This is a genomic window from Caballeronia sp. LZ001, from assembly GCF_031450875.1.
In the GTDB taxonomy this organism is placed as follows: Bacteria; Pseudomonadota; Gammaproteobacteria; order Burkholderiales; family Burkholderiaceae; genus Caballeronia.
Map to the genome: position 1 here is coordinate 828,221 of NZ_JARTVX010000003.1, position 26,132 is coordinate 854,352.

Here is a 26,132-nt window from a genome sequence, read left to right on the forward strand (position 1 = left end):
AAATGCTAATCGTGTGAGATATGTTTGAGCAGCATGTCGCGGATCAACTCGCGATCGTCGCGGGTGAAGCCAAGCAGCTCACGTGCGGGATAGCGATACTCCGGGCCACCGGGCGCGACATGATCCGTCTCACCGAATTGATGCACACGCGCGATCCGCGCCACGCGACCGATGAAGCCGATGGCGAGCCCGTTCGCATCGGCTTCAATGCGCATATAACGCGTCGTGCGAAGCTTGGAGAACATTGCCGAGCGCTTGATTCGGCCTCGCTTGCCGCGCAGCTTCTTTGTTCCAGACTTCAAGCGCGGCTTGCGGGGTTCATAAGCACTGCCGTCCGGATTGCGTTGCGCGGCGATGCGCGCTTGCTGGCTGCGGCGCAGCTCGCGGGCGATATCGCGCATCACCGCGCGCCGAGCAGCGGGATCAAGCTTGGCAAGCAGCGTGCTGGCCCACGTCTCCAGGCTATCGAGTTGAGATTGTGAGTCCATCGTCTGCTAACCATTCAAACAGCAACCTGTTCGCCCCCGGCATCGTCGACCTTGAGGCGCTTGCTGATAAGCTTTTCCGCCAAGCGCAACAGATAGTGCGTAAGCGGCCACCTCTGGCGGCGTCTCGCTCAGTAACCTTACCCACTCACCGTATGCGCTGATATCGCCTACATAGCCCACAGCTTGGCGACGGATCAGATTTGCGATCGCATCGCTTTGTTCCATGCGATTCATTGAGGTATTTGAGGACATGACTTGCTCCAACATCGAATGTTTCAACGAAGCGAGCGGACGGATTCAATTCAGCTTTCCCAAGGCTGCTGGGCGGATTGTGAATCATCAACATGTGTCACTGTTCGCGCGCCATTCTCAACCGTCACGACGACACTTTCGGTGAGTTGCAGCTTGATAGACACGTCGGCGGTGCTGTTGCCAAGAATGTCGATCTCGTAAGTGATGCCGCTTTCACGCTGATCCCAGTTCGTTACAAGGTCAGGCTGATGCGCGCGGACCCAATTAATCACCGCGATGAATATGTCGTCTGCCTGGCCCGCGTAATCAAGCACTAGCACATTGAGCACGTATCGGTATTCGAACGAGCTCGACTTCGCGCCGGTCGCGGCAATCGATCCTTGATCGATAAATACCGTCAGCTTGTCCGGGTTTTCAGCAAGCGTCGGAATAGCGGCTGCGAGCGCCCCGCGCAAACTGCCAGGTTTAATCATGCTTTGCATCCTTGCTCTGCGCGGCGTTCCGCGTCTGCGCGCGAGCCTGACACTCGACGATCAGATCGACTTTCGCGGCGCACGTGGCCCACGCGCCCTTCGCTGTTGTCAGTGCGTCCTGTAACTCGCCGTTAGTGCGTGGTGACATCGCCGGTAGACCGCACGGCGTGATCGTCTGGCACTGCTGCACTAAAATCTGCGGAGCCGGTGTAGGCTGGATTGGCTGACAAGCGCACAACATCATCAGGCAAAGCAGTGTCGGCCCAAGCGTGAACGGTCGGACTGTCATGGATGGCTTCCCTCATCGCTTGGCGTTGCGTCGAGATAGTCTTCTCGGCAGCGGCCGTCGCCCTGTCGAGCTGCGCTTGCTGCCGCGCTTTTTCAAGAGCGTCACGTTGAAGATCGCGAATGGTCCTATCGCGATCTTCAATGCGCTGGCTCGCGGCGCGCAGTAGTCCACTTTCCACCCCGAGCTGCGCACGCAACGCTCGGACATAAAGCACGGCGCTGACCGACGCTGCAATGAGCAGTGCGCAGACAGCGAGCTTAAATTTGATCGCGAGAAAGTTCATGCAGTCGCTTCGGCTGGCGTTGGCTTAGGCGCGAGCGTAGGCGTGGGCGCATAGCGCTCATACGCGCGCGCAAGCTTCACGTCATAGAGGTTCGCCTTGTACGCCTTGCCGTTATAGCCTTCAGCAAACGCCTCCCAGCGGCGCGATTTCAACGCCGCGAGCAGCTTGGCGTCAGCGGCAACGAAACGCACGAATGCATCGAGCTGCTCCCTTTCGCTCGCCTCCATACGCGACACGAACTCTTGCGGGCTTTGATAATCGAGTCGCTTCCAGTGTTCGCCCATGACCTGGAAGGCGCCCCAGCTCGTTGCCTCCCAGGCGGCGACTGGTGCGAGCATCTGAGCCCACGCGAGCCGCACATATTCCGCCGATCCGCCTTCATAGCCGCCACGGGTTTCCGACACAATGTTCGGGTAGCGAGCCGCGAGCGGATTGGGGTCGATCCCGTGGGTCACCAACCGCTCCCAGAATACGTGGCGCTCGAACAGGATGACGGGTCGGCCATCAGCAAGGAAGCCTTCGCCGCGAGACTCGACCTCGTTCACCGCACGCACGCACTCGACAGGAACATCGAGTGAGGCGGCCGCTTTAACGATATCCGCATCAGCAAGATGCTTGGCATCTCGCTTTCCGGTTGCAAGCGCAAGCATGGTCTTCGGCCCTGCAAGGCCGTCGATCACGAGACCCGCGTCGGCTTGTAACTTTTTGACGGCAGTCTCGGTAGACTCATCAAATACATGCGTCACCGCGAGCTCGAAACCTGCGCGAAGCAATCGGTGCTGCAAAAGCGCCACCTCATCGCCCATCGAGCCAAATCGAAGGATCCTCATTGTTCGCCACTCCATAAAAGGCGCGCCACGTTGCCGCGCGCGCAGAACACAAAAAACGCGAGCAAAACCGACCGCGCGGCTTCGAGGAAGTCCACGTGCCGGGGATGCAGCGCCAGCTCGATTGCCGAACATCCAAGTACGCTCACGAGCGACCAGGCAAGCCATGAGACGTGAGCTCGGTGCCGAGCGCCGTTGCGCCGGAAGAACACGATGCGCAGCGCCGCCACGACGTGCGCCATCAAGGCGATGCTGGCAAAAGAGAGGTTCATGTCACTTGCCCCGCTTGAGGAGCGCAAGCAGATCCACGCTCTTGACCCGCTCGATAAGCTGCAACGTCACGGTGATAACCAACGAAGCCGCGAAGAAAGCGGCGACACCGCTTGATCGCACCGGCGTCGAATCGATGATCTCCGGGGCAGTCATATAACCCATGATGAGCGAGATGATCATGTAGGCCGCGCGCTGGACGATACCGATATCTTTCGATGTCACGACAACGAGCGCTGCGCCCGCGAATGCTCCGATCAGCGCATTGCCGTCGATTCCCGGTGCAAGGCTGGCAAGTCCGATCACAGCGGACAGCGCCATCGCAGTGGTAGTGTTGGGCTCGGCCATGGGCCAGTTCCTTAATCAGTCGAACAGTTGCAATAGCGGCGCTGTGTTCGTGAGCTCGCTAAGCTCGGGCATGTTCACCAGCGTGCCAAGAGGAAGTACCAGGCCTAGGTCTGCAAGACCCGGGTTCGCTTCGAGCACCGCCTCGACCGTGCCGTTGGTGCGACCATAAAATCGCCAACACAACAAATCGACCGTATCGCCCTGCTGCGAGCGCACCTTCATCAAATCGCCTCGACCGTTAATCTGCGCCGCCCGACGATATCGCCCAAGGCCCAATAGGCATCCCGGCGCGCCTCGTCCGGCGACAACGCCACGGCATCGACGCGGCGCGTTCCGCTCTGTGATGTGTCGTAGCCCCGATATCGCTCCAGCACCAACGCATGCGCCCAGCCGTACACGGCGCGCCGATAACGGCGCACCTGGACGCTTTCGCCTGCGACCTGGCGAGGATGGGTCGCCGCTAGATCGGCCGCCCCGCTTGCCTCACATTTGACGCGCCACGCATGCAAGACGTCGGCCGCATGGGCGATGCCTTCGACTACCGCATCGAAAGCCGCGCGTCCGTCACCGTGCCGTCCAGGCGCAAGACGACCCGCACGTCTCGTAGATCGATGTCCGGGTACCAACCGTCGCCCTTGAGGATCGGCTCGACGCGCGGCGGGTTCGGATCATGGGCCGCGTGCGCTGAAATCGGAGCGACCGATACGAAATCGTTCATCGCCGCCTCGTCGTGCAAGGGTGACGGTAGGGTGGGCGGTGGACGCGCGTCGTTCGGCCAAGTGCAATACCTGCCGCTCGGCGCGCGTGCCGCCCTGTCGCGAGGGACGCGTTACTCATCCGATTCGCTCCCCGCCGAATCGGATAATGGCGCTCGAGCCGCGAGCGCCGCCTCGATGCGAGCGATGTCGCGTTTCACGCCAATCCGGTTGTTCAGTTCGAACGCGACGCTCAACGCATCGAGTGCAGCCACCGGGTTGCTCGCCTCGATCGCCAGCCCGTATGCCTTGTTGAGCTTCGCCTTGATCTGGTCGACCATATCGAACGGCGCAACCAGCGCAATCACTTCGGCGAGCATGTCCGCGTCGACGCCCTGCGCGTCGGCGAATCCTTCGGCCACCGTCGCCGCAAGCGTGCGCTCGAACGTGGCGGGCATCTGCAACCCATGACGGATTGCATAGGCGGCAACGTCGAGTGCGCCGCGCCAGTCGCCGGCGTCGATCATCCAGACCATCACCGTCACCAGTACATCGTCTTGGCCGCCTTCGTCGCTCGACAGCGCTTGAGCGATGTATGGGGCGTAGTCCGGCAAGACTTCGCGCTTGATCTCGATCTTGCGTGCCATCGAGCGCGTATCCTTCAGGCGCATCTGATCGGCCGCGAGTTTCGCGCGCATCAGGTCTTGCGCGCGGGCCTGTTGCCGACCTGCGCTGACCGATACGTTCGACGTGCGCAGCGCCGCGATCTGCTTCAGATGACGGGAAATCGGCGTGTCTCGTTCCATGGCGCGCTTAATCCGCCTGATTCTGAGCGGGCTTGGTCTCGCTGCTCGCAAACTTCACGTTGTCGATCAGACAGCCCGCGCTGTAGTCCTCGACCACGTACGCTTCGTTGCTCGATTCGAAGAACTCGTAGCGGTCGCGCTTCGGATTGTCGATGATCGAGCGGCGTCGGCCGCCAATCTGCCAGTAAATCGACAGATTTTTCTGCGGCGTGATGAACAGCTTGCCGCTCGGCATGAACGGCGCACGCACGGCCTTAATGCCGCCCATGCGCTGCTGGCTCACAATCAGGTTGGCCGCGATCTGGTCAACCGGACGATTGTCCGCGTTGAGCGTGACGAAGTAGCGGTCGAGCATCGTTTCGCGGCCACACAACACCACCAGATCGGGGTTACTCGCATGCCACGGCGCGACCAGCGAATTCACCGCTTCGAAGACGAGCGCGTCGGGCGTGTGATAGTGCGCGTCCTTTCCGCCCACCACAATTTGGTCTTTCATGACCTGATGGGGCGCGTACAGACGGTATTTCTCAAGCCAGCCCACATTCACGTCCTCGCACACCGGATTTTTCGACCGGTCCGACGTGGCCGCACGCGACTTGCCGTTAAAGCCGATGCGAATGCGATCCAGCGCTTGCTGACGAATCAGCATGTCGCGCAGCTTCGCCTGAAAGCCGTTGAGGTGCGCCCACGCATCGAGCAGGTCGTAACGCATCTGCGTATCGAAATTCGTCTGCGTCGCAAAATATCCGTTCGGATCGAAGTCGTGCGGATCGATCGGCTCGCGCTCTTTCTGAGTGGTGTCCGTCGTGCTCGCGATCGTCGCGCCGATCAGCAGGCCCAACTTCTCGCCTTTCTGCGCGGTGACGCCGATCATGTTGATGCCCTTCAGAAAGTCATCCGACTCCTGAATGCGTTTTTCGATCGTTTGCTGGACGGACGGCGTAACGGCAAACTTCTTTGCCGCGTCAGCGACGCCGCTCAATCGTGCGACCTGCTGCGAATAAGCTTCGATCGCGGCGCGTGCAATCGGTGTCATATCGTTTCCTTGTGTGCTATGCGTGGGTTCTTCGGTAAGCGGCCGCCGCGATCAGCAGTCGGTCAATTCACCGGTGCCGCCGGTGCCGCCGGGACCGGTGACGGGCGGGCGCGGCGCACTGAACTGCACCGCTTCCATTTTCTTCACGAAGTCGGAGAACTGCTGTTCGAATCGGTCGAGGCGTTCCGTTACGGCTTTGTCTGCCGCTTCGCCCTGCGCCTCACGCTGGGCCTGATGAAATGCTTGGGCGAGTTGTTCGGCCGTGAACGTCTGCGGTGCGCCCTTCCCCGCGCTCGCTGCTGGCGAGTTGGCTGGAGAGTCGGTGGACGACACCGTCTCGCCCAGCTGAGCGCCGCCGGTCGATTGCGAGCTGAAACCAAGCTTGGCGAGCACGTTGCCGAAGAACGTCACCGGATCAGGCGTACTGCCCGCACCGCTCGCACCGCTCGCATTACCCGCTTGGTCGGCCTCGCCAAAGTCCGTGTCGATCTCGACACTCGCCGAGAACACGTTTTCGGGACGCTGTTTCTTCGACCGAAAGTGATCGGGATGCTGCTGAGCGAACGTCAATACGTCGGTGCCGAAGCTGGCCGGACTGTCGGTCACGCCAAGACCCACCAGATATGCCTTGCCAGAGCCGCCAAAGTTCGTATCGATTTCGACGCTCGAATAGATTTTCTGACGGCTCTTCGCCATCGCTTTTAGATCGTCCGTCGGATCGATCTGCGCGAACAGCCCCAACTTGCCCTCCTCCACCGCTTCGGCCTTTAGTGCGCGAACATCGCCGAATGCACGGAATGGGCTATCGGGCGCCATGCCACGAATATGCTCGCAGAATACGCGCGCGCCGATCTTCGTTTTCGGGTCGTACGTGCTCGCCATGTCCTCAATCTGCTGACGCGTGATTTCGCGCCCGTCCGTCGTCGCGCCTTGCGTCGCCACGCGCTTCCAATTCAACGGCATCGTGTTTCCTCTCTGATCCAGTCCGGTGTCGTTGCATGGTGCGTGAGCCGCGAGCGCACTTCAATTCACTGCGTGGCGCGTGAGCCTCAGCACAAATTCGAGGGCTCACGCCTGCACGCTCGCGCGCGATACGCTCGACACATGACCACCGCAAACCCGTTTTCCGCTTTCCCCGACCGAACACAAGTTGTCGAACTGGCCGTTCGCCGCGCCGCGCGCGACCTGTTCTGGTCGGGCTGGACGATCACGGCGATTGCCGAACACATTGGGCACAAGCGCTCGACTGTCGAGACATGGAAGCAACGCGGGAAGTGGGAGCAGGCGACGCCCGTCGACAAGATCAGCGACGCGCTCGACCAGCGCATGCGCGTGCTCATCACGAAAGAGAACAAGGACCCAAAAGACTTCAAGGAGATCGATTTGCTCGGCCGCGAGATCGAGCGAATGTGCAAAATTCAGGCACGCAGCGCACGCGCTTCTGCTCAAGTGGGACATGAAGAAAACGCCGCGCTGCGATCACCGACACGCAGGTCCAAACGCAACGCGGTGAGCGACGAGCAGCGCCAAAGGCTCATCGATGCCGTGAAGGATTGGCTAATCGGGCACCAGCGCATCTGGTACATGAACCGCTCGTTGCGCCGCCGGAACATCCTGAAGTCGCGGCAGATCGGCGCGACATTCTATTTCGCGATGGAAGCGCTCGAACGCGCGCTTGAGACGGGCTATAACCAGATTTTTCTGTCGGCCAGCCGCGCGCAGGCTCACGTGTTCAAAAGCTACATCCAGAAGTTCGCCTGGAAAGCGGCCGAAGTGGAATTGACGGGCGATCCGATCATTCTGCCCAACAGCGCGGAACTGATTTTTCTTGGTACGAGCTCGCGCACCGCACAGAGCTATAACGGCGATCTGTACTTCGACGAGTATTTTTGGGTCGGCAATTTCGCGACGCTTAACAAGGTGGCGCAAGGCATGGCAACGCACAAGCACTTGCGCATGACGCACTTCTCGACGCCATCGACGACGACACACGAGGCGTATTCATTCTGGACGGGCGCGCACTATAACAAGGGGCGCGCAGCCGATCAACGCGTTGAAATCGATGTCTCGCATACGTCGCTTGCACGTGGTCTGACATGTCCAGATGGCCAATGGCGGCAGATCGTTACGGTGGAGGACGCCGTCGCCGCAGGCTTTGACAAAATCGATATCGACGAGCAACGCAACAGCAATAGCCCAGCTGACTTCGCCAACCTGTATATGTGTGAATTCGTCGACGACACGGCCTCGGTGTTCCCGTTCGACGCAATGAAACGCTGCATGGTCGATAGCTGGGAAGCGTGGACCGATGTGAAGCCGCTTGAGGCGCGTCCGTTTGGCGTGCGACCCGTCTGGATCGGCTATGACCCCGCACTGTCGAGCGAAGGGGACGCCGCCGGATGCGTGGTGATCGCACCACCCACCCAACCGGGCGGCAAGTTCCGCGTGCTCGAACGTCACCGCTGGCGCGGTGAGGACTTCGAGACACAGGCGCAATACGTGCGCGAGATCACCCGGCGCTATAACGTCACCAAGATCACGGTCGATGCAACCGGCGTCGGTTACGGGTTGTATCGTCTGGTTCAGCAGTTCTTCCCGCGCACCTACGCATTGCAATATTCGCCCGAGCTCAAGACGCGACTGATTCTCAAAGCCCAATCGGTCATCACAAACGCACGACTCGAATTCGACGCCAGCTACACGGACCTGGTGCAGTCATTCATGTCGATTCGGCGATCGATGACCCCGAGCGGCAGCAAACTCACCTACACCGCCGCACGCAGCCAGGAGATCGGCCACGCCGATTTGGCCTGGGCCTGCATGCATGCGCTCGACAACGAACCGCTTGAAGGCGCGACCCGCGCTCGCAGCACTGTGGAGTTTTATTAATGCTCGTCACCTCGATCAGCAGCGCCAGCGAAATTGCCGCGCGCGACACACTCAGCTCAATTACCACATTCGAGTTTGGCGACGCCGCCACCGCGCTTGAAGCGCCCGACATTTTCGACTATCGCGAACTGTGGACGATCAACGGCTTTTTCGAGCCCCCCATTTGTCGAACTGGACTGGCGAAATCGCTTCGCGCGGGCACCCATCACGCCTCCGCCCTGTACTTCAAGCGCAACGTACTCGCCTCGACGTTCATCCCGCATAAGAGGTTTTCGCGCGAATCGTTCAGCCGCTTGGCGCTGGATTATCTGACCTTTGGCGATGCCTACCTCGAACGCGAAACCAATTTGTTAGGCAAAGCACTCAACTACCGGCCGACCGTCGCGAAATACACGCGCCGGATGACGGATCTGGAGCACGTGGCGCTGATCGACGGATACCAGGTCGCCCATACCTTCGAGCGTGGTTCAGTGTTTCAGCTCGCCGAGCCCGATGTGAACCAGGAGGTGTACGGGCTGCCTGAGTACATCGCGTCACTTCAAGCGGCGTGGCTCAACGAGTCCGCGACGCTGTTCCGCCGTCGCTACTACGCCAATGGTTCACATGCCGGTTTCATCCTGTACCTGAATGATCCATCGGTCGATCCAGAGGATGTGGACGCAATTCGTCAGCAGTTGCGCGAGACGAAGAACCTTGGCAACTTCCGAAATTTGTTCGTGCATTCGGCCAGTCGCGACGGCAACGGGAACAAGGGCTCACTCGAGTTAATTCCGATATCGGAAGTGGCCGCCAAGGATGAATTCTTTAACATCAAAAATATCACGCGCGACGACAGTCTCGCCGCCCACCGCGTACCACCGCAACTGATCGGTATCGTGCCGAGCAACACCGGCGGATTCGGTGCGGCCGACACTGCTGCACGCGTGTTTGGCTACAACGAAATCCGACCGTTACAGCAAAAATTCTTGGCGATCAACGAATGGGCCGACGAGGAGATTGTGCGGTTCGAGGACTACGCTGTGCCACCCGCTGCATCACCTAATCACGTCTAGGAGCAAAGACATGAGCAGTTTGAAAACGCAATTCGAATACGCCGAACCGGTCGCCATCGGCATGAACACGGCGGGACTGAACGAGTCCGCGACGCTGTTCCGCCGTCGCTACCACGCCAATGGTTCACATGCCGGTTTCATCCTGTACCTGGATGATCCATCGGTCGATCCAGAGGATGTGGACGCAATCTGTCAGCCGTTGCGCGAGAGCAAGAAGCTTGGCAACTTCCGTCATTTGTCCGTGCATTCGGCCAGTCGCGACAGCAACGGGAACAAGGGCTCGTTGGAGCTGATTCCGATATCGGAAGTGGCTCCGCGGATGACTTTCAGAGGCGGTTTAAAAAAGAAGTGAAGGACTCTGCTAACTTTACAGACATCCTGCCTCCATGACGACGAGACCAAGGGATAGACAAGCCAATCATTGACGACAGATTATGCGCCAACTCGAACCGTTACTGCTCCAGCCGAAAGCTCATCGCGAGAAGTACTCTGGTCGCAAGCCGGTACCCGGTCATGCAACGTGAACGACATTGTGTTTGTGTTGCGCACAGGGCTGAGTTGGCGCGATCCCCCGGAATGAGCCGCGGCTCTGCCGTGACTTGTTGGCGCCGCCGACGCGACTGGCAGGAAGCGGTGTTTAGGATCGACTGCGCGAAGTGCTGCTCGCCACGTTACGCGCAGCAGGCCAAATCGACTTGTCACGCAATTATCGATTCGTCTTTCGTGCGAGCTTGCGGGCCCCAAGACGGCTTGCGCTGCCGGATGCGTTTGACCTGCTCGCGCCTACTCACGCGGGAATGGCACAATTTGATCATACGAAAAATCAAGTTTCAACGTACCGTCGTTACCGTACTTGTCATATAAATATACCTTCCGAATACCTAAGTAGTTTTCCCATCCAAATTGTGTAAGACGCGATATTGGAATTGTTAATCTGCACACGTAGACGTCGAAACCATTCTTTTCGAGGGGGTAGGGGTCAACAACGCTTCGTTGGTCATTTTGATCAATTTCAACTTTATACAGTGACCCGATCAGAAAGATGGTAGATGCCAATAGAATCTCGCCCGACCGAAAACCACAGGATTGGCGGGGGCTGATGAACCAACTAACGACATCAAGTCGGTCTCCCCAATTATGCGCCGCGTACGCATTTACTCCTGCGCCCGTGGACATACCAGCAGATGCGTCGGTAGCTGCCACTCGCTGTTTTGAATCAGGGACCTCGTTAACGAAAATCTCAATATTCGGCGAAAGCAATAGCTCAATGCGTATTCGATTGAACGCAGTCTTACAGTGGAATTTTTTCGTCCAGCTATGTGCAGTCTGCATTTCATAACACGGTACATCATCCGCCATGGGCCTAAATTCATTGAAGGAATACATTTTCCAAATATAGGGATTAGAGTAGTCAATGATTTTTGCAGTGACCAACGCGCATTTAAAACCGTCGGCGAGTGACTCATCACGAGTCGATAGACGACTTCCGTCAGCAAGACTAACTTGCGCCGCAACCTGGACGCATCCCTCGATCAACGTTGTCAAATATAATCTCAAGTTCGCATTTGAACTCAAATCATGAACGTCGACAGCTGAAATTTCGTTATCTACTTTTTGAAGCAAAGGATACTCAGAGCAGGAACAGGAGCAAACCCATCCAGTGCTGCGATGTTGTCCCAATCTTTCCCCAGTTTCAGCATCGATAAGTTCTATCCAGCGAAAAAGCTCGTCAGGACTTATGTCAAGATATCGACCTTCAGCGTCGTACGATTCGAACACAATATCAATGGCGGCCTGGTGTTTTCCATTTGCAAAAACAAACGGACTCCCGCGGCCTGGCGTTCGAACTTGAAACTTCGCTACTTTTTTGACGCACTTCCACGTTCCTGGTTTCATAGAAATCCCTTCGTTGATTTCGAGCGCAGACCGATGCACTGAAGTGCGCTGATGTTCCGCGCGCATTCAAAACACACCTTTATGGTGCAGGCGCCCCCCCCTGTATTTGCCCTTGCGAATGCTGACGGACGCGAAGGGGCAAAAAGCACGATTCAGGAGTGCGCGCCTGCATATGCGATCCGATTCCGAGTCTAGCGACATCTCGCTGAAATTTTCTTGACAAGGGAAGAACTCTTTCTCCATGGCGCTTTAATTTGTCCTTAAGGTTGAAACGTGCCTTACTAAGGACAAGTGTTAGCGGCACCGAGCAAGCGCCACAAGAAGGCGGCGCAAGGTTGGGTACTCTTGACATCAAAAATTGCGTGCGACGATAGCCTCGCCGCCGATTTCAGCGAAATGACGAGCGACGAGTCACCCGCCACTTGTCGCACTGACACCGGTCGAGCTTGGTTTTCCGAGCCTGCGTCTGGACCCGCACACCGCGCGTCAAAGTGCGTCTGGAAATATCCTCCAATAGTCGCCGAAACCCGCGTCGCGCCGGCTTGCGCCTGTCCAACCTTTTGCGTCTGGAAACGCCATTTTGTTTTGGAGGGCAGGCGCGGAGGGGACTGCGATTCTAGGGGCTCGCAACCGGCATCTCCCAAGCCCTCCCCGCGCGAAAGGGCATCAACTGCTGTGTGCGCGCTTAGTGGCCAGCCTTGCGACGCCTAGGACAAGTGGCCCCACAGCCACACGATTAGGCCGCTACAGCAGCTCGTAATTGCGCCTGCGCTAATTGAGTGTTGACGCAAAGGGCCGCAGTTTCGACAAGCGACCTAATGCCCGACGTGCGCCGTTGTGCTTGATCTCAAACCAGGCGACTGCTACAAAAGCATGACGAAGTATGGCGACCATCGCGTCTGGCAAGACGGTTATCGGCCGTAGACGACATCAGGGGACGTCTATTTGAAATTGACGGGTCATCGATGACGTGCCAATCTTCTCGTTCAAAGAGCTTTGATCATGAAATGTCCGCGTGCGGCGTGGCGGAATTGATCCGTGATACGCGCGATTTGCCCTATGTCTACAAGGGCGAGCGCACGACTATTTCCAACGTAACCGGCGCGCACTGCCCGGCGTGCGGCGAGGTCGTTTTAGATCGACTGAACGGTGATCGATATGGCGAGCTGGTCGGCAGGTTCCAGCGTGAGGTCAATGCGACGTTTGTCGATCCGCGTTACATTGCGACGGTTCGGATGAAACTAAATCTGGATCAACGGCAGGCAGCCGAGATTTTCGGAGGTGTTGCCAACGCGTTCTCGCGCTATAAAACCGGCAAGACGAAGCCGCCTTTTTCTCTCGTGAAACTGCTGAAGGTGTTGGATCGTCACCCGGACTTACTCAGCGAGGTTCGGGCCATGTGATCACCGAGCGCAGCCCTAACGCTCAAAGTATTTCATCGACTATGGTGTCAAGCATTTCGTATCGCGGTTTTGTCGCGCGCGTAGCGCGTGTCGAGCACGACAAGATAAGGGAGGCCAGCCGTGGCTGAAGTCGCAATCGTTATCCCCGGAATCATGAGCTCAGAACTGTATGACGGTGATGTGTGCGTTTGGCCGGGTGAATGGAACGAACTGATCCGTCCATACAAGAAGATGAAGCATTTGCTCAAGCCCGAACTGGAGGTTCGCGACATCATCCGCAGCATCCACTATTACGGTTTATTGGGTAGCCTTATCAGCGCGCTCGAAGCGTGCGGCTTCTCCGAAGGGGCTGAGAAAGGCACACTTATGGTGTGTCCGTACGATTGGCGCAAGGACAATCGGGTAGCGGCAGAACGCCTTGCCGAGTGCGTAAAGCAAATGCGCGCACGCCACGGTGCGGATGTTGAAATCAACCTAATTGCCCATTCTATGGGCGGCCTCGTAAGCAGATACCTGCTTGAGTCTGGCGACTACGACGACGCGAATTGCCCCGGCTTTTCGAGCATCCGACGTCTTATTACTATCGGCACGCCACATCGTGGTACGCCAGTGGCGCTTTGTGCCGCTCTCGGACAAATCGATTGTTGGTATCTTAACGGTACGCAAGTCAAGGAACTAGCGGGTCACGAAGACTTTCCCTCGTTGTACCAACTGATGCCACCACTGGATGAGCCATTCCTTTGGAACACCGATCCAAGTGCCCGTCTCGGGCCAGTCAGTCCGTACGAGAAGGACGTAGCAGAGATCTTGGGTCTGTCTGTGAAAAACCTAACGAATGCAGCTAAATTTCATGCAGCGCTCAACATCGAGAGGCGCCCACCGCACGTGATGTACTTTTGCTTCGTCGGGACGGGTCAGAGCACAATCGCCAACGTGCAAGCGAACTTCGCTCAACCACAATATCTAAATCCGACCGGCGTGGAAAGTGCTAGCGGAGGTGACGGATCCGTTCCGATCTGGAGTTCGTCCTTAGTGGGCGTTCAGCAGCTTGCTGTCAGCGGTAGCCATGCTACGCTCTACAAAACCTCCGAGGTTCTCCGCACACTTGGCGCGCTTCTTGGGAAGGAAGGTGTACTTTGCACAGACCTTAAATCCAACCTCGTTCGCATCAGCGTGCATGACGAAGTGGTCAAAGCGAATGCTGCAGAAAGGATCGCGATTTCCATGGACAAGCCTCGCAACGAGCTTGACGCTACGCTCGTGCTTCGCAAGCTTGTGGGCACCGAAGCCGCACCGCTTGCAAACCCGCCGACGCTCCCGGTGGCCCCAGTGACTTACAAGGGCGCCGGTATCGACTCGCTATCTCTTACAATCATCTGCCCGACAGATCCGGGGCTCTACGAGGTAGATCTAGTAGTTGCAGGTTTGAGTATCGCGGAGAATAAACCTGCACTCATTGTTCAAGCTTAACCTTCTCTCAGCTTAAGTCCTGCAGCCACGCTGGAGCGCGAGCAGATGAGCGGACAGACGCACAAAGGCAAGTTGGATCTCACAGGCTGGCAATTTTTGGCTGTGTTGAAAAACTCGACCGACTCGAAAGCCTTGTCTATCTCACGCTCGTCATACGGTCACGTAGAACGAGCGCAAAGCCCCATCACGATGCATCCGTCGACGCCTCACGCGCCACATCAAGCGCGGCGCGAAGGTCCGCCCCCTTCCCGATACAGACACCATCGTGGATACGGATAATCTCGATGTGTTTCGGGAGTTCAGTGCCTCTTCCGGCGAGTCGGATACTCAGATCCTCGCATTGCGTGCCAAGCCAGTCCAATCGGTCGGCATCGGATACTGACTCCGCCGCCGACTCGACGGGCTTTGACCGCTCGACCATCCGAGGCATCACCTTTGACTTTCCGGCCTCGCTCGCCCTCTTCACGCCCTTCTCAAGCGCGGCCACAGCGCCCGTGCCATGTTGGCGCATTGTCTTGATGGCCGTCGTCGCCGACACCTTGCCGCTCGTCACCATGTCGCGAATCGGTTTAGGCGCGCCAACGAGTGACAGCACGTTCAACACTTTCGCCACCGGAAATCCTGTACGGCGCGAGATTTCCTTCTCAGAAAGGCCGCGACCGATCAGCGTCTTGCAGACCAATCCCTCCCCGTACGGCGTCAAGCGCTTGCCGCTGTTGTTCGTGATCAGGCCGACAATCCGATCTTCGTCCGTCGTGCCTCTGGCTTCATTCACAACCGGCACAGCCTCGATGTTTGCGCCCTCTTCGTTGGCCAACTGCAACGCCGCGAATCGAGAATGACCGTCCGACAAATACAGAAATCCATCCGCTGCGGCCAGGACGGTCAACGGCTTGTGTCGATAGAAGCCGTTCGCCTTGATTGAGTCCGCCAGTTCGCGAACGTGCTGTCCGTACTCCGGATCCGACGAGCGAGCTTCGTTGAAGCCCGGCCGCATTCGGATCGCATCGAGCGCCACCATGTAGATGTCAACGGAGCCTTGCCGATACGGTGCGACGACCTGTTTGACGTTGCCCGCGACGAGCTCAAGCATGCCCTGCTCGGTAGACTGGATGTTCACGGCTATTCTCCTTTTTCATGTTGGCGCGTTTCGCGCCTGCTAACAAAAACCGCCTCTTCGCCCATCTCTACATCGGCGAATAGCGGCAGCGACTGCCGCCGCCCGAGCTTGGGAATTGGGACGACGGGCGGAATCAAATCAATACGCGTGCGGCACGCGTGACCGCACCGCACGTTGTCGCACTGAAAATCGATCAACCACGCCGTGTCAGAAAGCTTCTCCATCGCGCGTGCGATTGAGCGCGAACCACAGTGCGGGCACGCAATCGAGAATCTCACAGCACCTCCCGTGCGCGTTTAGTAGTGCGCGAATTGACTGGCCCGCGCAGCCCAGGCGCAACCCCGGCATGAACCTCCAGCACGACATGTGGGTCTGGGGCCTGTGCGGGCGACAGGGAGAACAGGATTTCGAAACTGGCCGGTGCGCGGTATCCGCACGACTCACAGCAGAAGTACAGGCGACGCAACAGGACGCCGAGTTGCTCGCTGTGCCGCACCTCCATCTCTTCGCCACACGATGGGCACTCCATGATCATCGTGCGCGGCTGATCGACGCATTCGCTCATGACGCCTCCGATAGCCTTGCGCGCGCCGAAATCGAAGGGCGGCCTCTCGCCTCAGCAAGCGCGTAGTCCGCAAGCCAATCCCCCACATCATCGGGACTCACGTGAATTTTCTCAATCGGATGTGCAGCCGTCCCCGTGCGCGGATAGGAATGCGCATTCCTGTTTCTAATTTCGGTCATTCGCATCGGATTCGTCGTCGCTGCAATCCTTCCCGCGGGCTCGCTGGTATCGGCGCGATCGTAGTCAGCAATCCAGTCGTCTAAGTCGCTCGAATCGGGCGTTTGGCTCTGCGTACAGTTATTGACACGAGTCCAAGGGCGCGCTTCGCGCGCTAACCCCAATCCCAACTCCCAACTCTTGCGGCTCGAATGACGCGTGAGGTCGATCTCGGCATCGCTCGCCACACGCGGCGCGATCGTCCATGTATGCCGGTTCGTGCGCACCACGATGCTCACGAACTTCTCACGCAACACGATCCCGTCTTGCTCAAACCGAATGCCGCGAGCCTCCAGGCCCTTGACACAATCGCCCACTGGCTCGCCGTATCGGCCGAGGCGCGCATCGTATTCACGGTAGATTTGCACCGGACGGTCGCTGCGAGGACAGAAAATGCCGCCATTGGACTTCACGTACTTCGCCCAGGATGCGGACTCGATCTCACCATCGCTGTACTGCAATTTATTCACGGCCGCGTACATTTCATCGAGCACGCAAGGCGCGCCATCAGGCACCTTGTCGATTCGGCGCGCCTCGCGCCACACGGTCACGGGCGGACCACCGATCGGCTGGAACTGACGGATGCCCCACGTCGATGCCCACGCATCAACCCGCATCGCCGTCTCAAGACCAGCGTTGCCAAACATGTCGTCTTGCACGCCGTACCCGTCGATATTCTTCGCGACGTATTTCGCGATGTAGCCCGCCGCTGTTCCTCGCTTCCAATCGATCGGCCTGAAATCGACGCGGTGATGTTTCGCGCCTCGCTCATCAGGCGAATCCTCCAGCGCGTAACGTCGTATCCATGCGCACAAGCGCGGCAACAGCGCCGCGCGCTCGTCTCGTACGAACACGTCTTTTAGGCGCCCGCGCTGACCGGGTGCGCGCACGCCTTTGCGGCGACGGAACAAGGCGGGATCGAAGAAGACAAGAAAATGCCAATGCGGGGTACCGTCGTGATTGGGCTCCGCGATACGAAAGCCGTACCACTTCACGCCGTGATTGCCAAGGAACGCGCGCAGACGCGCGAACATACTCGAAAGATAGGACTGCGCTTCGTTCGGTAGCGTGCCGTCGTATCGCGGGTTCTCTCGCACGTTCTTCACGTACCACCGGCCTTTCGATCGAACGGATCGCTTGCCCTTGGTGAACTTGTGCATGCGTGATGGGCATGTCACCGTAAGGAACAAGCCGATGTGCCCGAGCTCGCGTGCGATCGCCTCGCATCCATTGATGCGCGTCATGAGTTCGCCGCGCTTGATCGCGGGGTTCGATACTGAGCGGGCACGTAAGTCAGCCAGAGAAAGACACGCGCCTTCTTCGTTTGTTGCAACTATCCGTTCAAGCATTCTTTGGGTCCGCTTGTGCTGCTGCACGCGCCTTTTGAGGGATTCATCGCTCACGTAAGAACCCATCTTTGCGTTGATAAACCCAAGTTGTATTGCCGCGGCTTCGAAAAACTTGCGGTGCATGACGCGAATCACCTTGCGCCACCACTTCGCGCAGGTCATGCGCAAAATTGCGGGCTTATCCATCGCGCCCGCGATCGTGCCGTTACGCGTGATGCGCATCGGCTTGGGTGGCTCGCAATTGAACCTGCGCACGATGTCTTCCAACACCGCGCGCCGATTCTTCACATCGGTAATCTTCGAGGCTATCGTCAAACATTCGCGAGCCTTCCTTTTGGCCGTTTCGCGAATCAAATCGTCGTCAGCATTCAGCGGCAAACGTAGCGCGTTGAGGCGCTCCGTGATATTCAGCAAAAACAGGTTTGCAGTGCGACGCGCATCGATCTGACGTGACGCGTGCCGCTCACGCCACTGCTGTGTGATGTGGTCACGCCAACGAACCGGGAAGTTTCGGAGTCGCTTCCCGGCCCATTCTTCATCAGTCGAAAGTCGGAGGTACGCCATACAATATATAAGCGAGGCTATTTTCGTCTTTGATATGCAGCTTCTACGGTCGGCCCGCGCTCATATTGCGCAGCGCAACCGTAAGCCGCGCGCATTGCAGCGCCTTGCTCAACCATCCATTCAGAATCGCGCGCCTGCCGGATCGACAATTCTCCCCATCGAAACACGTCAATTTGTTCCCGGAATCTCGATCACGAACCCGATATTCCCCGGCGCGATACAGGCCGTTCAACTTGAGTTCCGTGTGCGTTACGTTGTGGCGAGCCATACACCCTCCGCGATATCCTCTCCCCGGCGTCCCTACGCCGGGCGATCGCTGCGGGTATAGGCTTGCAACTCGCGAAGCTGAATGTCAGCCGCTGCGTCACCGAACCGTTCACGCACGCTCTCGGTCAACGCGTGGGTCTTCCTGAAATCACCACGTCGCGCATCGCGTACTGCGGACATGAATCGCTCGCGACATTCAATTACCTCGACGGTCTTCACGTACGTTGCCCCGATTCTGCTATGGAGATGGGGAGCTTCGAAGCGCAATCCTCTATCTCGAACGTATCTACATGCGGCGCATCCACCCGTCCGCCATCAGCGCGATCTTTCAAATGACCTGACTCAGCGCCGCGCGCGTCGACGTAACGTCATCAGCACCTTGCGCTACGAGAGCTCCCGTTGGCCTTTGCATTTCCATTCAGCCTCGCTACACGCGCCGCCCGCTTTAACTGGCCATACTGGCAGCGAACCATCTTCATCTTCTGGATGGGCGCCGCACCATGCGAGCACGCCGACTATGACGATCAGCCAGATCGCCCACAGTGGCATCGGCTTCTTTTCCGGTTTTAGATCCATAGATTTGAGTTCCTAATTTGCAACATAACGGCCGCGCCTTGACAGGTCGCGCAGCAACGGACGCAGTTCTCGCATTGCTGCGGCTTCGGCTTGATCGGATTCCACCGTACGCGGCGGGCTCGATAGCTTCGGAACCGTAGCAAGCACGCCTGCACCAATGCCGAGAACCGCTAGGTCCTCGATCAGCAGTTCGCGCGTCGAACACACCTCATCATCGCGGCACTGATCCATGTCAGCCCCGCGACGTGCCAACCGCGAACAGGGGCATGTCGGCTGCATCGTCACCGACACACACTGACGTGCTCGGCTCGATGCCGGTTGCCGCGCAAGCCGCAGGTGAAACCCAAACCACTTCTTCGCGCGCTACGGTGCCGACCTGCCCGCTTGCACGTGCGCTACGGGTGAAGCGCGCCCACCCACCCAAGGCGCGGTCGTACATTCCCGACGCATAGCCGCTGACGACGGCCATACCACGCAGATTTGCGAGCATCGCCAGCAGATCGGCATGTTCGAGCGCCGACATTTCGCAGCGATAGTCGCGGCCAAGCCCACGCGACACGCTGATGCGCACTTCGGGTAGGTATGGCGGATCGACGTAGAAGAGGACACTCGGCGCGTCGTATTTCGCGATCAGCTCGACAGCGGGCATATGCTCGATCAAGGTTCCGCGCAAACGTGCGCCAATGGCCGCGAGGCGCCCGGGGTATCGAAGCCATTGCCCCGCCCCATCCGACCAGACGTCCGCAGCAAAGCCCGTCGGAGCTTGCAGCGGTCGAGTCGATCCACTGCTACCGAAACCCATCTGCGCCCGCACGCACAACCGCCGCGCACGCTCAACCGGTTCATTCGTCTCAAGCCATGCATCGTTAAATTCGGCACGCGCGTAAGGTGTCGCCTCCAATGCCGCGATCAGACGTGCGCGCATGGCATCGTCGCGGACCACGCGAAACAGATTCACAATCTCGCCGTCGAGATCGTTGTAAATCTCGACTTGGCTTCGCGGCTTCTGCAGTAGAACGGCGGCCGAGCCACCGAACGGCTCGACATAAGTTTCATGCGGCGGCAGGTGCGAGAGCACCCATGGCGCGACGCGAAACTTGCTACCAAAATAGCTGATCAGTGGCGCTGTAACGCTCACGCGGCCTCCGCGTTGATCATTCGAAGTGCTTCCCGCGCAGCGCGCAACGCGTCATCGCGCGACATGCAGCAAGCCGGGGCGGCCCCGCTTTGCTCGTACCAGTGGAATTCTGACCGGCGTACCGTGAAGTAGCCGCCGCGCGTGCGATGTTCGTAGAACGGGCCGGTTTCGGTAATGTCGCGCTCGATCTGGCGAGGCGCAGCGGCTCGAACGTCAGCATCTGTCATACGGACCTCGCGATGGACGATGCACGCTTCGCCGATGACGTACCCTGGCTATCGCTCGCGCGCTTGTAGGTGTCGATCGACGAATGCTCGCGACAGAGCCGCAGCACGCCCGATTCGATATCCGTCTCGATTTCGGGGCGTTCAACGTCAGCACACGCCAAAAGTACTCCCTCCTGACCGTGGTATAAATCCACCTCCCTGACCGGCCCCGTTTCGGTTTCTTGCAGTTGCGCGCGCACACGCGTAACCGTGATGACCTTCGCATCAACCAACGTGGTGTAGATAGCCATGAAAACCTCTGAATTCATCGAACTCAATGCAGTCAAACTGCATCAGTTGCTTGACGAGAACCTCGACGCTCGGCCAGCTCCCGATGTGATCGATTCGTTTGTCGCGATCGTTGAGCACATCGATTACACGTATCCAGTCGGCCAAGATGTGAAACAGAACCTCGAAACCGCGCTGTCTGACTTCTACGGTGCCGATGCTCAACGTCTTTCGCCCGACACAATCACGACCCTGCGCAAGAAAATTCGTACCGGCGTTGCGCACATCGCGACGCTTTCGACGCGCTTGAAACTGCGGGGCGACTGACCCGGCCTCACACATCGCACATGACGTCGAAAGGTCTCATGTCGTCGCACACCTCGTCGCGGTGCGCATACAAAACCGCTGCCTGCTGCACGTTTGTTACCGGCCCAAGATACGGATCGAAATAGCCAAGCAGCCGCCCGGCCATCGAGAAAAACAGGTGCACCACGCGCGGCGCATCGCCGACTCGAACGTCGCCAACCATGGCGCGCACGTGAATGAGAGGCATCACCTCCGGCACCGTCAGTTCCGTAACGCGCGGCGCAGTAGCACCATTACCCGTTGATTCGCTTTTCATCTAGATTCCCTCACACCGAAACTCGTGACAGCGCGTAACCGCTGCGCGCTTGGCCCCTCCAGTGCTGCCAGCCGCTGCACTTCATCGCGCGCGCGATGGTGGGCCATGCTTTGCGCATTGCTCGCGCGGATCACGCGCTGAATTGCGATCCTCTCTTCGTTCTGCCAGTTAGTAGTGCTATAGATATTCATCACTTAAGCTTCCAAAGATGCCGACGCCTTAACGCGCCAGCGATGTCAGAATGTCGTCAAAACTGGGATTGGGGCTTATGTGTCGTGCCCTTGCTTCGGGATGTGCTGGATCGCGCGATCCAAATAAGCCGAACACCAGTCCAGCCATGTACGGGCGGCGTTTGCTTCCCACTTCGCCGCGAGAGCAGCCGTGATCTGTTCGGGAGTCGCGCCTGCGCGCTCCGCACAGTCGAACCCGCGCGAAATCATGTCGATCCATTCACTCACGTCGTCAGGTGCCGGTCCGACCTCCCTCAATTCCGCGCGGCTGTGATCGCAGATGCCAGCGGCACGACTACCGAGGCGGGACGTGTTAGCGCCGTTCACGACCGTATCCGGCAAAGAGGGCATTGCGGCGTAATCGTTCACGACTCGCGGACGCCATTCCATGTCGAACGCGCGACGCAACACATCACTGCGCGCACGGAAGCGCACCGGATCCTGAGGAGAGGTTTCGGCGACGCCATCCTGATGATTCGCGATGTTCCAAAACGAAGTCTGATGCCATGACAACAATCGCGAAACGTTCGCGATCGTGACGTGTGCCCGATGAAGTTCTAAGCACAGCGTTGCGTGTGCCCGATGAAGTTCCTGGCACAGCGTTGAATCGTAAGCGGCTTCGATCACTGCCCTGCGCTCTTGGGAGCGGACAAACCCGCCCCCATCCTCGATAACAGCGGCGTGATAGTTCGCCGTTCGCCACATAAGTTTCTGCTCGAAAGTCACAACACCGAGTGCATTGCGGATGATGATGTCCGCAGCGCGCAACTCAACGCGCAGCTCTTTGACGCGATCGGCCCACACCGCGGGATCGCCAGAAAATGCGGCGCGATCTTTAACCGAAAAACGTGATTGATCGCTCATGCTGCCCGCCTGTTGCACTGAGTTTCCACCGTAGAAGTCCAAACGTGGACTTTGACAAGCACCCCGTCCATCCAAGATCGGAAATCTGATGTGAGCGCTCGGCGCAGAAGTTCTGAAACACCGAAAATTTTCCGAATTGAGACGTGCATTTGACTACCCCTTTTGTTTCTACCCGTTGATGGATGCTGCTCGTGAAGCGTCGCCCCGGCGACTAGCGCCGTCGCACTAGCACCGGTGGGTAAGGTCGGTTGCCGGGGTGACGGATCGAAGAATAGTTGAGACGGTTTGACGCGTCAATACGTATCAACGTCGAACCATCGAAACGTTGCGAGGGTTCACCTGTTGAACTACTATTGACATCGGGTAAATCTTTTGATTGGGGTTCGAATGAAAACTACCGTCCAATTGCTGGACGATGTGAAGGCAAAGCTTGACCTTCCGTCTGACTATGCAGCAGCAAAAGCGCTTGGCGTTACCCGCTCGGCCGTGAGCCTATGGCGAAATGGGAAATCCACGTTTGACGACGACACGTGTCTGTTAGTGGCAGAGATGCTGGATATCGATCCGTTCGACGTTCTCGCTTACGTCAACATCGAACGGTCACGCGACGAGACGCGCAAGGCACGCTGGGTGCATGCTTTGGAAAAATTTTCCAGGGGTTTTCGGTGGCTGGCGCTACCCGCTAACGCTTGTGGGGCTTGGCTCCCGCAGGTGTAACGCCAGCTGCAGTTAGCGAAACTTTTAGGATTATGTAAATTGCCAAATGACCAACGTTCGTTGAACACAGCCCGACGGACTCTCGGTTAATCCAGAGCCACTAAACGGTGGCAAGCCGCGCTTCCTGTCGATCGCATACCTTCCCCTCAGCCCTCAAACGGCTCCCCACCCGCACACACACAGCGCCCGCTATTCGAGGCGGCGAAGGCACGCATTCTCGTGAAGGCGCGACGGCCGCTTTCCGGCGCCGCGGAACAACTGCTGAGTCGGATTCTTCAACGAATGAGCGTATTCGCGGCAAGCGCTTGAGGCCGCGCTCACACTTTCAGGACTGAGCGATGTCGCGAAGGATATGTTCACTCTCACTCTTGGCTTCCATCACGTATGAAATTCTGGAAGCCCGAAGCAGCCCACGCAACGTCTGCGTATGAGTCAAAAGTAATTGGACCGGGCGCACATTCCCTATGCGTTGATGGATCAACTATGCCTTCATGCGAAGCGTTGTGCACGTGCCGCACGCGGCGGCGTCCAGTCCAATTGATGCGATCCAACGATGGACCATGCGAGCACGCTGGCGCGTCGATAGACACGCTGCCGCCTGCAGCCGACTCGCTAAAGTAAATTGATAGATTTCAGTCGATCTGAACTCTGTCGAGAATCTCGTCCGAACCTACCTCGAGAGGAGCGAAATTGGTCGAGCGCACATAATCCGGTCGCGGCTGCTTCACCTGTTCTGGCTTGTTCTCCACCTGGTTGTAGACGACATAGGCTTGCCATCGATCGTCACCTGAAAGGTTGTGACCCGATGAATGCACGATGTTTGCGTCGAAGAACACCACTGTTCCCGGTCGGCCGATGATAGGCACGGCCTTGAGATGGCTGGACAAGATATCGAGCATGGTCGGCTTGGGTACCACGTAAAAGCGATAACCGGTCGTCTCATCGAACGTTGGATCGAGTGAGCCTAGTTTGTGGCTTCCCGGAATAAAGTAGAGACATCCGCCCATTTCGGTCGGCTCATCGAGCATGACCAACGCGGTTGTCATATGCGGTTCTTTCACGCCGTCCATATGCCAGGTGCCGAAATCCTGGTGCCACTGCCAGACCGAACCGTCGATTGCCGTCTTCAAATTGCACTTTGTGTGATAGACGTAAAGTTGGGGATCGTTGATCAGTTGTTGTGCGGGTTCGAGCAATCTGGGCGAGCGCACTGCGGAGTGAAAAATCGGCGATGCCGTTGGACTGGCGGTCTCGTGAACTTTATAAATCGTTTTTGCAATGCCGCCCGTTTTTTCACGAACGAGATGGTCGGTGTCGATTTTTTGGATTCGGCGCAACTCGCTCTTCATATGCTCGACTTCTTCTTTCGAGAAAAGCTCTGGCAGAACCAAGAAGCCATCGCGCTCGTACGCTTCCAACTGCGACGTCGTAAGTTTCATGAGGGGATCTCCTGACTTGTTGGTGTGGTCTCATGATCCTAAAAGCGTTCGCATCCGATGTAAAAGATATAATAGGTTGCGTATCGATACTTAAAAGGTTCCAAATGGAACTGCGTCATCTCCGCTATTTTCTGACGGTGGCACGCACACTCAACTTCACGAAGGCGGCGGACGAACTGCACATGGCGCAGCCGCCGTTGAGCCGGCAGATACGGGAACTGGAAGAAGAAATCGGTGTGGCGCTTTTCGAGCGCCGAGGCAAACGCGTGTTTCTCTCATCGGCGGGCCAGGTCTTCGAGGAACGGGCCCAGCAGATTCTTAAGGACACGAACTCCGCAATCGTGGATTCGCAACGTGCAGCAAGAGGCGAAACCGGCCGGGTGGCGGTTGGGTTCTTCGAACACATTGCGTACACACTGCTGCCACCGCTCTTGCGCGATTTTCAACAGCGCTACCCTGCGGTGACCGTCGAGCTTCAATGGTTTTCCTCTGCGGAACAGATCAATGCCTTGAACCGAGGAGACGTCGATCTGGCATTCGTCCGTTCGTTGCCGCCAAATACTCAACTGAACAGCGTCTTGTTGCTCCAGGAGCCGTTTTACGTTGCCATCGCTAAAGACAATCCTCTAGCAGCCAAACGACGCATTTCCATCAAGGACTGTAAGCAGTTGCGCGTCATTAATTATCGGAAGGATGTCGCGCCGGATTATCACGCCGCCATCAACCAGTTGTGCGCGCTTGCCGGATTTTCTCCCTCCACGAGCTTTGAAATGGGCCAGATCTACGCTTCCCTTGGCCTTGTAAGCGCCGGCTTTGGTGTGACGCTCGTACCGGCGTCGGTTCAACGAACGCACATGGAAAACGTCGTCTTTCGTCCTTTGCGCGAAGAGCACACGAAGAGCGAACTCTACCTTGCGTGGAAGGAGCCCAATTCGTCTGCTGCGCTAGGCGCTTTTGTCGAACTCGCGTGCAAAATAGCCGCGCATCCGCCGCGAAAAGCGAAGGTCGAGTAAGTGCAGCGGTACCGCTTCAATTGCGATCCAAAGCTTAGTTTGCAAGGCGAAACCGTCAGCAAACCCGAATGCGACCTTCTCGGAAAACTTCGCGAGAGCAAGACGGTCGTCACCTTTGGCGGTCGACATCGAGCTTCTCGGGTAATTCACAGTAAGTGCATCGGCGGGCAGTACGTGGAGCACCACATTTGCATGGCTATCGGTCAAAGCCATCCGATCGTAAGTGGCAACACCGTCACCCATGCTCAATGGCGTCCGCTGATGCGGTGATCGCAAACATGCGCCCTCTGCACTGAGCAGAAAAAAGAGAAGATTTTCCGTGGACGGAACAACTATCCAGGGCACGGGTTTCGGCAAGTCGGGCGCGGCTACGCGATGGATTCGAGGCTGTCACTTTTCAGCGTGTCGGATGGAAACTGTGCATGTTCGCGAATCATTCAAGCCGATAGGATAGGAACGAACTAGCTCATCTCTCTTCTAT

Annotated in this window: 34 protein-coding genes and 2 pseudogenes; 9 read left to right on the top strand and 27 right to left on the bottom strand. The window is 57.9% G+C overall.

Annotation, left to right across the window (positions count from 1 at the left end; translation table 11 throughout):
- Positions 1–5 precede the first annotated feature (5 nt).
- The 13 genes and pseudogenes from P9292_RS08240 to P9292_RS08300 all read right to left on the bottom strand — a co-directional run bounded on the left by P9292_RS08240 (position 6) and on the right by P9292_RS08300 (position 6,730).
- Positions 6–488 (bottom strand): phage virion morphogenesis protein, encoded by a 483-nt coding sequence (locus P9292_RS08240; RefSeq protein ID WP_309958539.1) that lies wholly within the window; start codon positions 486–488, stop codon positions 6–8.
- A 6-nt stretch (positions 489–494) separates the two neighbouring features.
- Positions 495–740, bottom strand: a complete 246-nt coding sequence (locus tag P9292_RS08245; RefSeq protein ID WP_309958540.1) for a hypothetical protein — start codon at positions 738–740, stop codon at positions 495–497.
- Between the two features lie 50 nt (positions 741–790).
- A complete protein-coding gene (locus tag P9292_RS08250; protein ID WP_409015134.1) occupies positions 791–1,222 on the bottom strand; it encodes a phage tail protein in 432 nt (143 codons plus the stop codon).
- A complete protein-coding gene (gene lysC, locus P9292_RS08255) occupies positions 1,206–1,457 on the bottom strand; it encodes an Rz1-like lysis system protein LysC (RefSeq protein WP_309958756.1) in 252 nt (83 codons plus the stop codon). The genes P9292_RS08250 and lysC overlap by 17 nt, the downstream gene beginning before the upstream one ends.
- Entirely contained in the window at positions 1,345–1,785 is a 441-nt protein-coding gene (locus tag P9292_RS08260) for a protein lysB (RefSeq protein ID WP_309958765.1), read from the bottom strand. The genes lysC and P9292_RS08260 overlap by 113 nt, the downstream gene beginning before the upstream one ends.
- Positions 1,782–2,615 (bottom strand): N-acetylmuramidase family protein, encoded by an 834-nt coding sequence (locus P9292_RS08265; protein ID WP_309958541.1) that lies wholly within the window; start codon positions 2,613–2,615, stop codon positions 1,782–1,784. The genes P9292_RS08260 and P9292_RS08265 overlap by 4 nt, the downstream gene beginning before the upstream one ends.
- Positions 2,612–2,884: a phage holin family protein gene (locus P9292_RS08270; RefSeq protein ID WP_309958542.1), complete on the bottom strand. Its 273-nt coding sequence runs from the start codon at positions 2,882–2,884 to the stop codon at positions 2,612–2,614. The genes P9292_RS08265 and P9292_RS08270 overlap by 4 nt, the downstream gene beginning before the upstream one ends.
- Position 2,885: 1 nt before the next feature.
- Positions 2,886–3,230 carry a putative holin gene (locus tag P9292_RS08275; protein WP_309851682.1) on the bottom strand — a complete coding sequence of 115 codons (345 nt, stop codon included), beginning with the start codon at positions 3,228–3,230 and terminating at the stop codon, positions 2,886–2,888.
- 15 nt (positions 3,231–3,245) lie between these two features.
- Positions 3,246–3,452: a tail protein X gene (locus P9292_RS08280; protein ID WP_309958543.1), complete on the bottom strand. Its 207-nt coding sequence runs from the start codon at positions 3,450–3,452 to the stop codon at positions 3,246–3,248.
- Positions 3,452–3,948, bottom strand: a pseudogene (locus tag P9292_RS08285) (head completion/stabilization protein). The gene P9292_RS08280 and the pseudogene P9292_RS08285 overlap by 1 nt, the downstream one beginning before the upstream one ends.
- A 111-nt stretch (positions 3,949–4,059) precedes the next feature.
- Positions 4,060–4,731, bottom strand: coding sequence for a phage terminase small subunit (gpM, locus tag P9292_RS08290; protein WP_309958544.1), 672 nt, complete (start codon positions 4,729–4,731; stop codon positions 4,060–4,062).
- A gap of 7 nt (positions 4,732–4,738) precedes the next feature.
- Positions 4,739–5,767 (bottom strand): phage major capsid protein, P2 family, encoded by a 1,029-nt coding sequence (locus tag P9292_RS08295; protein WP_309851517.1) that lies wholly within the window; start codon positions 5,765–5,767, stop codon positions 4,739–4,741.
- 51 nt (positions 5,768–5,818) lie between these two features.
- Positions 5,819–6,730, bottom strand: a complete 912-nt coding sequence (locus P9292_RS08300) for a GPO family capsid scaffolding protein (RefSeq protein ID WP_309958545.1) — start codon at positions 6,728–6,730, stop codon at positions 5,819–5,821.
- A gap of 141 nt (positions 6,731–6,871) precedes the next feature.
- On the opposite strand from P9292_RS08300, the gene P9292_RS08305 reads away from it, so the two are divergent.
- From P9292_RS08305 to P9292_RS08315, 3 genes are read left to right on the top strand one after another with little or no spacing between them, the layout of a single operon-like run.
- A complete protein-coding gene (locus P9292_RS08305) occupies positions 6,872–8,656 on the top strand; it encodes a terminase large subunit domain-containing protein (RefSeq protein ID WP_309958546.1) in 1,785 nt (594 codons plus the stop codon).
- A complete protein-coding gene (locus P9292_RS08310; protein WP_309842916.1) occupies positions 8,656–9,708 on the top strand; it encodes a phage portal protein in 1,053 nt (350 codons plus the stop codon). Before P9292_RS08305 ends, P9292_RS08310 begins: the two co-directional genes overlap by 1 nt.
- 10 nt (positions 9,709–9,718) lie before the next feature.
- Entirely contained in the window at positions 9,719–10,060 is a 342-nt protein-coding gene (locus P9292_RS08315; RefSeq protein ID WP_309842913.1) for a hypothetical protein, read from the top strand.
- 431 nt (positions 10,061–10,491) lie between these two features.
- Here P9292_RS08315 and P9292_RS08320 read toward each other — a convergent pair whose 3' ends face one another.
- The gene (locus P9292_RS08320; RefSeq protein ID WP_309842910.1) at positions 10,492–11,670 is read right to left on the bottom strand and encodes a hypothetical protein; all 1,179 of its coding nucleotides are present in this window, start codon (positions 11,668–11,670) and stop codon (positions 10,492–10,494) included.
- Between the two features lie 771 nt (positions 11,671–12,441).
- On the opposite strand from P9292_RS08320, the gene P9292_RS08325 reads away from it, so the two are divergent.
- The 3 genes and pseudogenes from P9292_RS08325 (at position 12,442) to P9292_RS08335 (ending at position 14,477) form a co-directional block, all read left to right on the top strand.
- Positions 12,442–12,528, top strand: coding sequence for a type II toxin-antitoxin system MqsR family toxin (locus P9292_RS08325; protein WP_309854430.1), 87 nt, complete (start codon positions 12,442–12,444; stop codon positions 12,526–12,528).
- Positions 12,529–12,606: 78 nt separating this feature from the next.
- Positions 12,607–13,007: pseudogene (locus P9292_RS08330) on the top strand (type II toxin-antitoxin system MqsA family antitoxin).
- Positions 13,008–13,127: 120 nt separating this feature from the next.
- The gene (locus P9292_RS08335) at positions 13,128–14,477 is read left to right on the top strand and encodes a lipase/acyltransferase domain-containing protein (protein ID WP_309854416.1); all 1,350 of its coding nucleotides are present in this window, start codon (positions 13,128–13,130) and stop codon (positions 14,475–14,477) included.
- A gap of 184 nt (positions 14,478–14,661) precedes the next feature.
- Here the strand turns inward: P9292_RS08335 and P9292_RS08340 are convergent, their stop codons facing one another.
- From P9292_RS08340 to P9292_RS08375, 8 genes are all read right to left on the bottom strand, one after another.
- Positions 14,662–15,498, bottom strand: coding sequence for a ParB/RepB/Spo0J family partition protein (locus P9292_RS08340; RefSeq protein ID WP_309958547.1), 837 nt, complete (start codon positions 15,496–15,498; stop codon positions 14,662–14,664).
- A 101-nt stretch (positions 15,499–15,599) separates the two neighbouring features.
- Positions 15,600–15,821: a hypothetical protein gene (locus P9292_RS08345; RefSeq protein WP_404989514.1), complete on the bottom strand. Its 222-nt coding sequence runs from the start codon at positions 15,819–15,821 to the stop codon at positions 15,600–15,602.
- 50 nt (positions 15,822–15,871) lie between these two features.
- The gene (locus P9292_RS08350) at positions 15,872–16,162 is read right to left on the bottom strand and encodes an ogr/Delta-like zinc finger family protein (protein ID WP_309854425.1); all 291 of its coding nucleotides are present in this window, start codon (positions 16,160–16,162) and stop codon (positions 15,872–15,874) included.
- Positions 16,159–18,042 (bottom strand): replication endonuclease, encoded by a 1,884-nt coding sequence (locus tag P9292_RS08355; protein ID WP_309958548.1) that lies wholly within the window; start codon positions 18,040–18,042, stop codon positions 16,159–16,161. The genes P9292_RS08350 and P9292_RS08355 overlap by 4 nt, the downstream gene beginning before the upstream one ends.
- A 900-nt stretch (positions 18,043–18,942) precedes the next feature.
- The gene (locus P9292_RS08360; RefSeq protein ID WP_309958549.1) at positions 18,943–19,134 is read right to left on the bottom strand and encodes a hypothetical protein; all 192 of its coding nucleotides are present in this window, start codon (positions 19,132–19,134) and stop codon (positions 18,943–18,945) included.
- A 232-nt stretch (positions 19,135–19,366) separates the two neighbouring features.
- Entirely contained in the window at positions 19,367–20,272 is a 906-nt protein-coding gene (locus P9292_RS08365) for a DNA adenine methylase (RefSeq protein WP_309847176.1), read from the bottom strand.
- A complete protein-coding gene (locus P9292_RS08370; RefSeq protein ID WP_309847174.1) occupies positions 20,269–20,499 on the bottom strand; it encodes a hypothetical protein in 231 nt (76 codons plus the stop codon). The genes P9292_RS08365 and P9292_RS08370 overlap by 4 nt, the downstream gene beginning before the upstream one ends.
- Positions 20,496–20,789 carry a hypothetical protein gene (locus P9292_RS08375; RefSeq protein WP_309958550.1) on the bottom strand — a complete coding sequence of 98 codons (294 nt, stop codon included), beginning with the start codon at positions 20,787–20,789 and terminating at the stop codon, positions 20,496–20,498. Before P9292_RS08375 ends, P9292_RS08370 begins: the two co-directional genes overlap by 4 nt.
- On the opposite strand from P9292_RS08375, the gene P9292_RS08380 reads away from it, so the two are divergent.
- Positions 20,788–21,093, top strand: coding sequence for a hypothetical protein (locus tag P9292_RS08380; protein ID WP_309958551.1), 306 nt, complete (start codon positions 20,788–20,790; stop codon positions 21,091–21,093). The two genes, P9292_RS08375 and P9292_RS08380, sit on opposite strands and share 2 nt — an antisense overlap.
- Positions 21,094–21,100: 7 nt before the next feature.
- On the opposite strand, the gene P9292_RS08385 is transcribed toward P9292_RS08380, so the two are convergent.
- The 3 genes from P9292_RS08385 to P9292_RS08395 form a co-directional block, all read right to left on the bottom strand.
- Positions 21,101–21,388, bottom strand: a complete 288-nt coding sequence (locus P9292_RS08385; protein ID WP_309847167.1) for a hypothetical protein — start codon at positions 21,386–21,388, stop codon at positions 21,101–21,103.
- Positions 21,385–21,579, bottom strand: a complete 195-nt coding sequence (locus P9292_RS08390) for a hypothetical protein (protein WP_309847163.1) — start codon at positions 21,577–21,579, stop codon at positions 21,385–21,387. The genes P9292_RS08385 and P9292_RS08390 overlap by 4 nt, the downstream gene beginning before the upstream one ends.
- Positions 21,580–21,654: 75 nt before the next feature.
- A complete protein-coding gene (locus P9292_RS08395; RefSeq protein ID WP_309958552.1) occupies positions 21,655–22,500 on the bottom strand; it encodes a dATP/dGTP pyrophosphohydrolase domain-containing protein in 846 nt (281 codons plus the stop codon).
- A 369-nt stretch (positions 22,501–22,869) separates the two neighbouring features.
- On the opposite strand from P9292_RS08395, the gene P9292_RS08400 reads away from it, so the two are divergent.
- Positions 22,870–23,199 (top strand): helix-turn-helix transcriptional regulator, encoded by a 330-nt coding sequence (locus P9292_RS08400; RefSeq protein WP_309847156.1) that lies wholly within the window; start codon positions 22,870–22,872, stop codon positions 23,197–23,199.
- A 632-nt stretch (positions 23,200–23,831) separates the two neighbouring features.
- Here P9292_RS08400 and P9292_RS08410 read toward each other — a convergent pair.
- Positions 23,832–24,638 carry a phytanoyl-CoA dioxygenase family protein gene (locus tag P9292_RS08410; protein ID WP_309958553.1) on the bottom strand — a complete coding sequence of 269 codons (807 nt, stop codon included), beginning with the start codon at positions 24,636–24,638 and terminating at the stop codon, positions 23,832–23,834.
- Between the two features lie 104 nt (positions 24,639–24,742).
- Between P9292_RS08410 and P9292_RS08415 the strand changes: the two genes are divergently transcribed.
- Positions 24,743–25,651, top strand: coding sequence for a LysR family transcriptional regulator (locus P9292_RS08415; protein WP_250527832.1), 909 nt, complete (start codon positions 24,743–24,745; stop codon positions 25,649–25,651).
- Here P9292_RS08415 and P9292_RS08420 read toward each other — a convergent pair.
- A complete protein-coding gene (locus P9292_RS08420) occupies positions 25,583–26,008 on the bottom strand; it encodes a hypothetical protein (protein WP_309958554.1) in 426 nt (141 codons plus the stop codon). The two genes, P9292_RS08415 and P9292_RS08420, sit on opposite strands and share 69 nt — an antisense overlap.
- Between the last annotated feature and the right edge of the window lie 124 nt (positions 26,009–26,132).

What these genes read in the sequence shown, in the direction of transcription:
- P9292_RS08315 (WP_309842913.1), top strand. Translation starts at nt 9,719, where the DNA reads ATGAGCAGTTTGAAAACGCAATTCGAATACGCCGAACCGGTCGCCATC.
- gpM (WP_309958544.1), bottom strand. Translation starts at nt 4,731, where the DNA reads ATGGAACGAGACACGCCGATTTCCCGTCATCTGAAGCAGATCGCGGCG.
- P9292_RS08300 (WP_309958545.1), bottom strand. Translation starts at nt 6,730, where the DNA reads ATGCCGTTGAATTGGAAGCGCGTGGCGACGCAAGGCGCGACGACGGAC.
- P9292_RS08350 (WP_309854425.1), bottom strand. Translation starts at nt 16,162, where the DNA reads ATGAGCGAATGCGTCGATCAGCCGCGCACGATGATCATGGAGTGCCCA.
- P9292_RS08375 (WP_309958550.1), bottom strand. Translation starts at nt 20,789, where the DNA reads ATGGCTATCTACACCACGTTGGTTGATGCGAAGGTCATCACGGTTACG.
- P9292_RS08400 (WP_309847156.1), top strand. Translation starts at nt 22,870, where the DNA reads ATGAAAACTACCGTCCAATTGCTGGACGATGTGAAGGCAAAGCTTGAC.
- P9292_RS08265 (WP_309958541.1), bottom strand. Translation starts at nt 2,615, where the DNA reads ATGAGGATCCTTCGATTTGGCTCGATGGGCGATGAGGTGGCGCTTTTG.
- P9292_RS08390 (WP_309847163.1), bottom strand. Translation starts at nt 21,579, where the DNA reads ATGAATATCTATAGCACTACTAACTGGCAGAACGAAGAGAGGATCGCA.
- P9292_RS08245 (WP_309958540.1), bottom strand. Translation starts at nt 740, where the DNA reads ATGTCCTCAAATACCTCAATGAATCGCATGGAACAAAGCGATGCGATC.
- P9292_RS08320 (WP_309842910.1), bottom strand. Translation starts at nt 11,670, where the DNA reads ATGCGCGCGGAACATCAGCGCACTTCAGTGCATCGGTCTGCGCTCGAA.
- lysC (WP_309958756.1), bottom strand. Translation starts at nt 1,457, where the DNA reads ATGATGTTGTGCGCTTGTCAGCCAATCCAGCCTACACCGGCTCCGCAG.
- P9292_RS08295 (WP_309851517.1), bottom strand. Translation starts at nt 5,767, where the DNA reads ATGACACCGATTGCACGCGCCGCGATCGAAGCTTATTCGCAGCAGGTC.
- P9292_RS08360 (WP_309958549.1), bottom strand. Translation starts at nt 19,134, where the DNA reads ATGGATCTAAAACCGGAAAAGAAGCCGATGCCACTGTGGGCGATCTGG.
- P9292_RS08280 (WP_309958543.1), bottom strand. Translation starts at nt 3,452, where the DNA reads ATGAAGGTGCGCTCGCAGCAGGGCGATACGGTCGATTTGTTGTGTTGG.
- P9292_RS08260 (WP_309958765.1), bottom strand. Translation starts at nt 1,785, where the DNA reads ATGAACTTTCTCGCGATCAAATTTAAGCTCGCTGTCTGCGCACTGCTC.
- P9292_RS08370 (WP_309847174.1), bottom strand. Translation starts at nt 20,499, where the DNA reads ATGACAGATGCTGACGTTCGAGCCGCTGCGCCTCGCCAGATCGAGCGC.
- P9292_RS08385 (WP_309847167.1), bottom strand. Translation starts at nt 21,388, where the DNA reads ATGAAAAGCGAATCAACGGGTAATGGTGCTACTGCGCCGCGCGTTACG.
- P9292_RS08275 (WP_309851682.1), bottom strand. Translation starts at nt 3,230, where the DNA reads ATGGCCGAGCCCAACACTACCACTGCGATGGCGCTGTCCGCTGTGATC.
- P9292_RS08250 (WP_409015134.1), bottom strand. Translation starts at nt 1,222, where the DNA reads ATGCAAAGCATGATTAAACCTGGCAGTTTGCGCGGGGCGCTCGCAGCC.
- P9292_RS08310 (WP_309842916.1), top strand. Translation starts at nt 8,656, where the DNA reads ATGCTCGTCACCTCGATCAGCAGCGCCAGCGAAATTGCCGCGCGCGAC.
- P9292_RS08270 (WP_309958542.1), bottom strand. Translation starts at nt 2,884, where the DNA reads ATGAACCTCTCTTTTGCCAGCATCGCCTTGATGGCGCACGTCGTGGCG.
- P9292_RS08305 (WP_309958546.1), top strand. Translation starts at nt 6,872, where the DNA reads ATGACCACCGCAAACCCGTTTTCCGCTTTCCCCGACCGAACACAAGTT.
- P9292_RS08240 (WP_309958539.1), bottom strand. Translation starts at nt 488, where the DNA reads ATGGACTCACAATCTCAACTCGATAGCCTGGAGACGTGGGCCAGCACG.
- P9292_RS08340 (WP_309958547.1), bottom strand. Translation starts at nt 15,498, where the DNA reads ATGGTGGCGCTCGATGCGATCCGAATGCGGCCGGGCTTCAACGAAGCT.
- P9292_RS08410 (WP_309958553.1), bottom strand. Translation starts at nt 24,638, where the DNA reads ATGAAACTTACGACGTCGCAGTTGGAAGCGTACGAGCGCGATGGCTTC.
- P9292_RS08415 (WP_250527832.1), top strand. Translation starts at nt 24,743, where the DNA reads ATGGAACTGCGTCATCTCCGCTATTTTCTGACGGTGGCACGCACACTC.
- P9292_RS08345 (WP_404989514.1), bottom strand. Translation starts at nt 15,821, where the DNA reads ATGGAGAAGCTTTCTGACACGGCGTGGTTGATCGATTTTCAGTGCGAC.
- P9292_RS08380 (WP_309958551.1), top strand. Translation starts at nt 20,788, where the DNA reads ATGAAAACCTCTGAATTCATCGAACTCAATGCAGTCAAACTGCATCAG.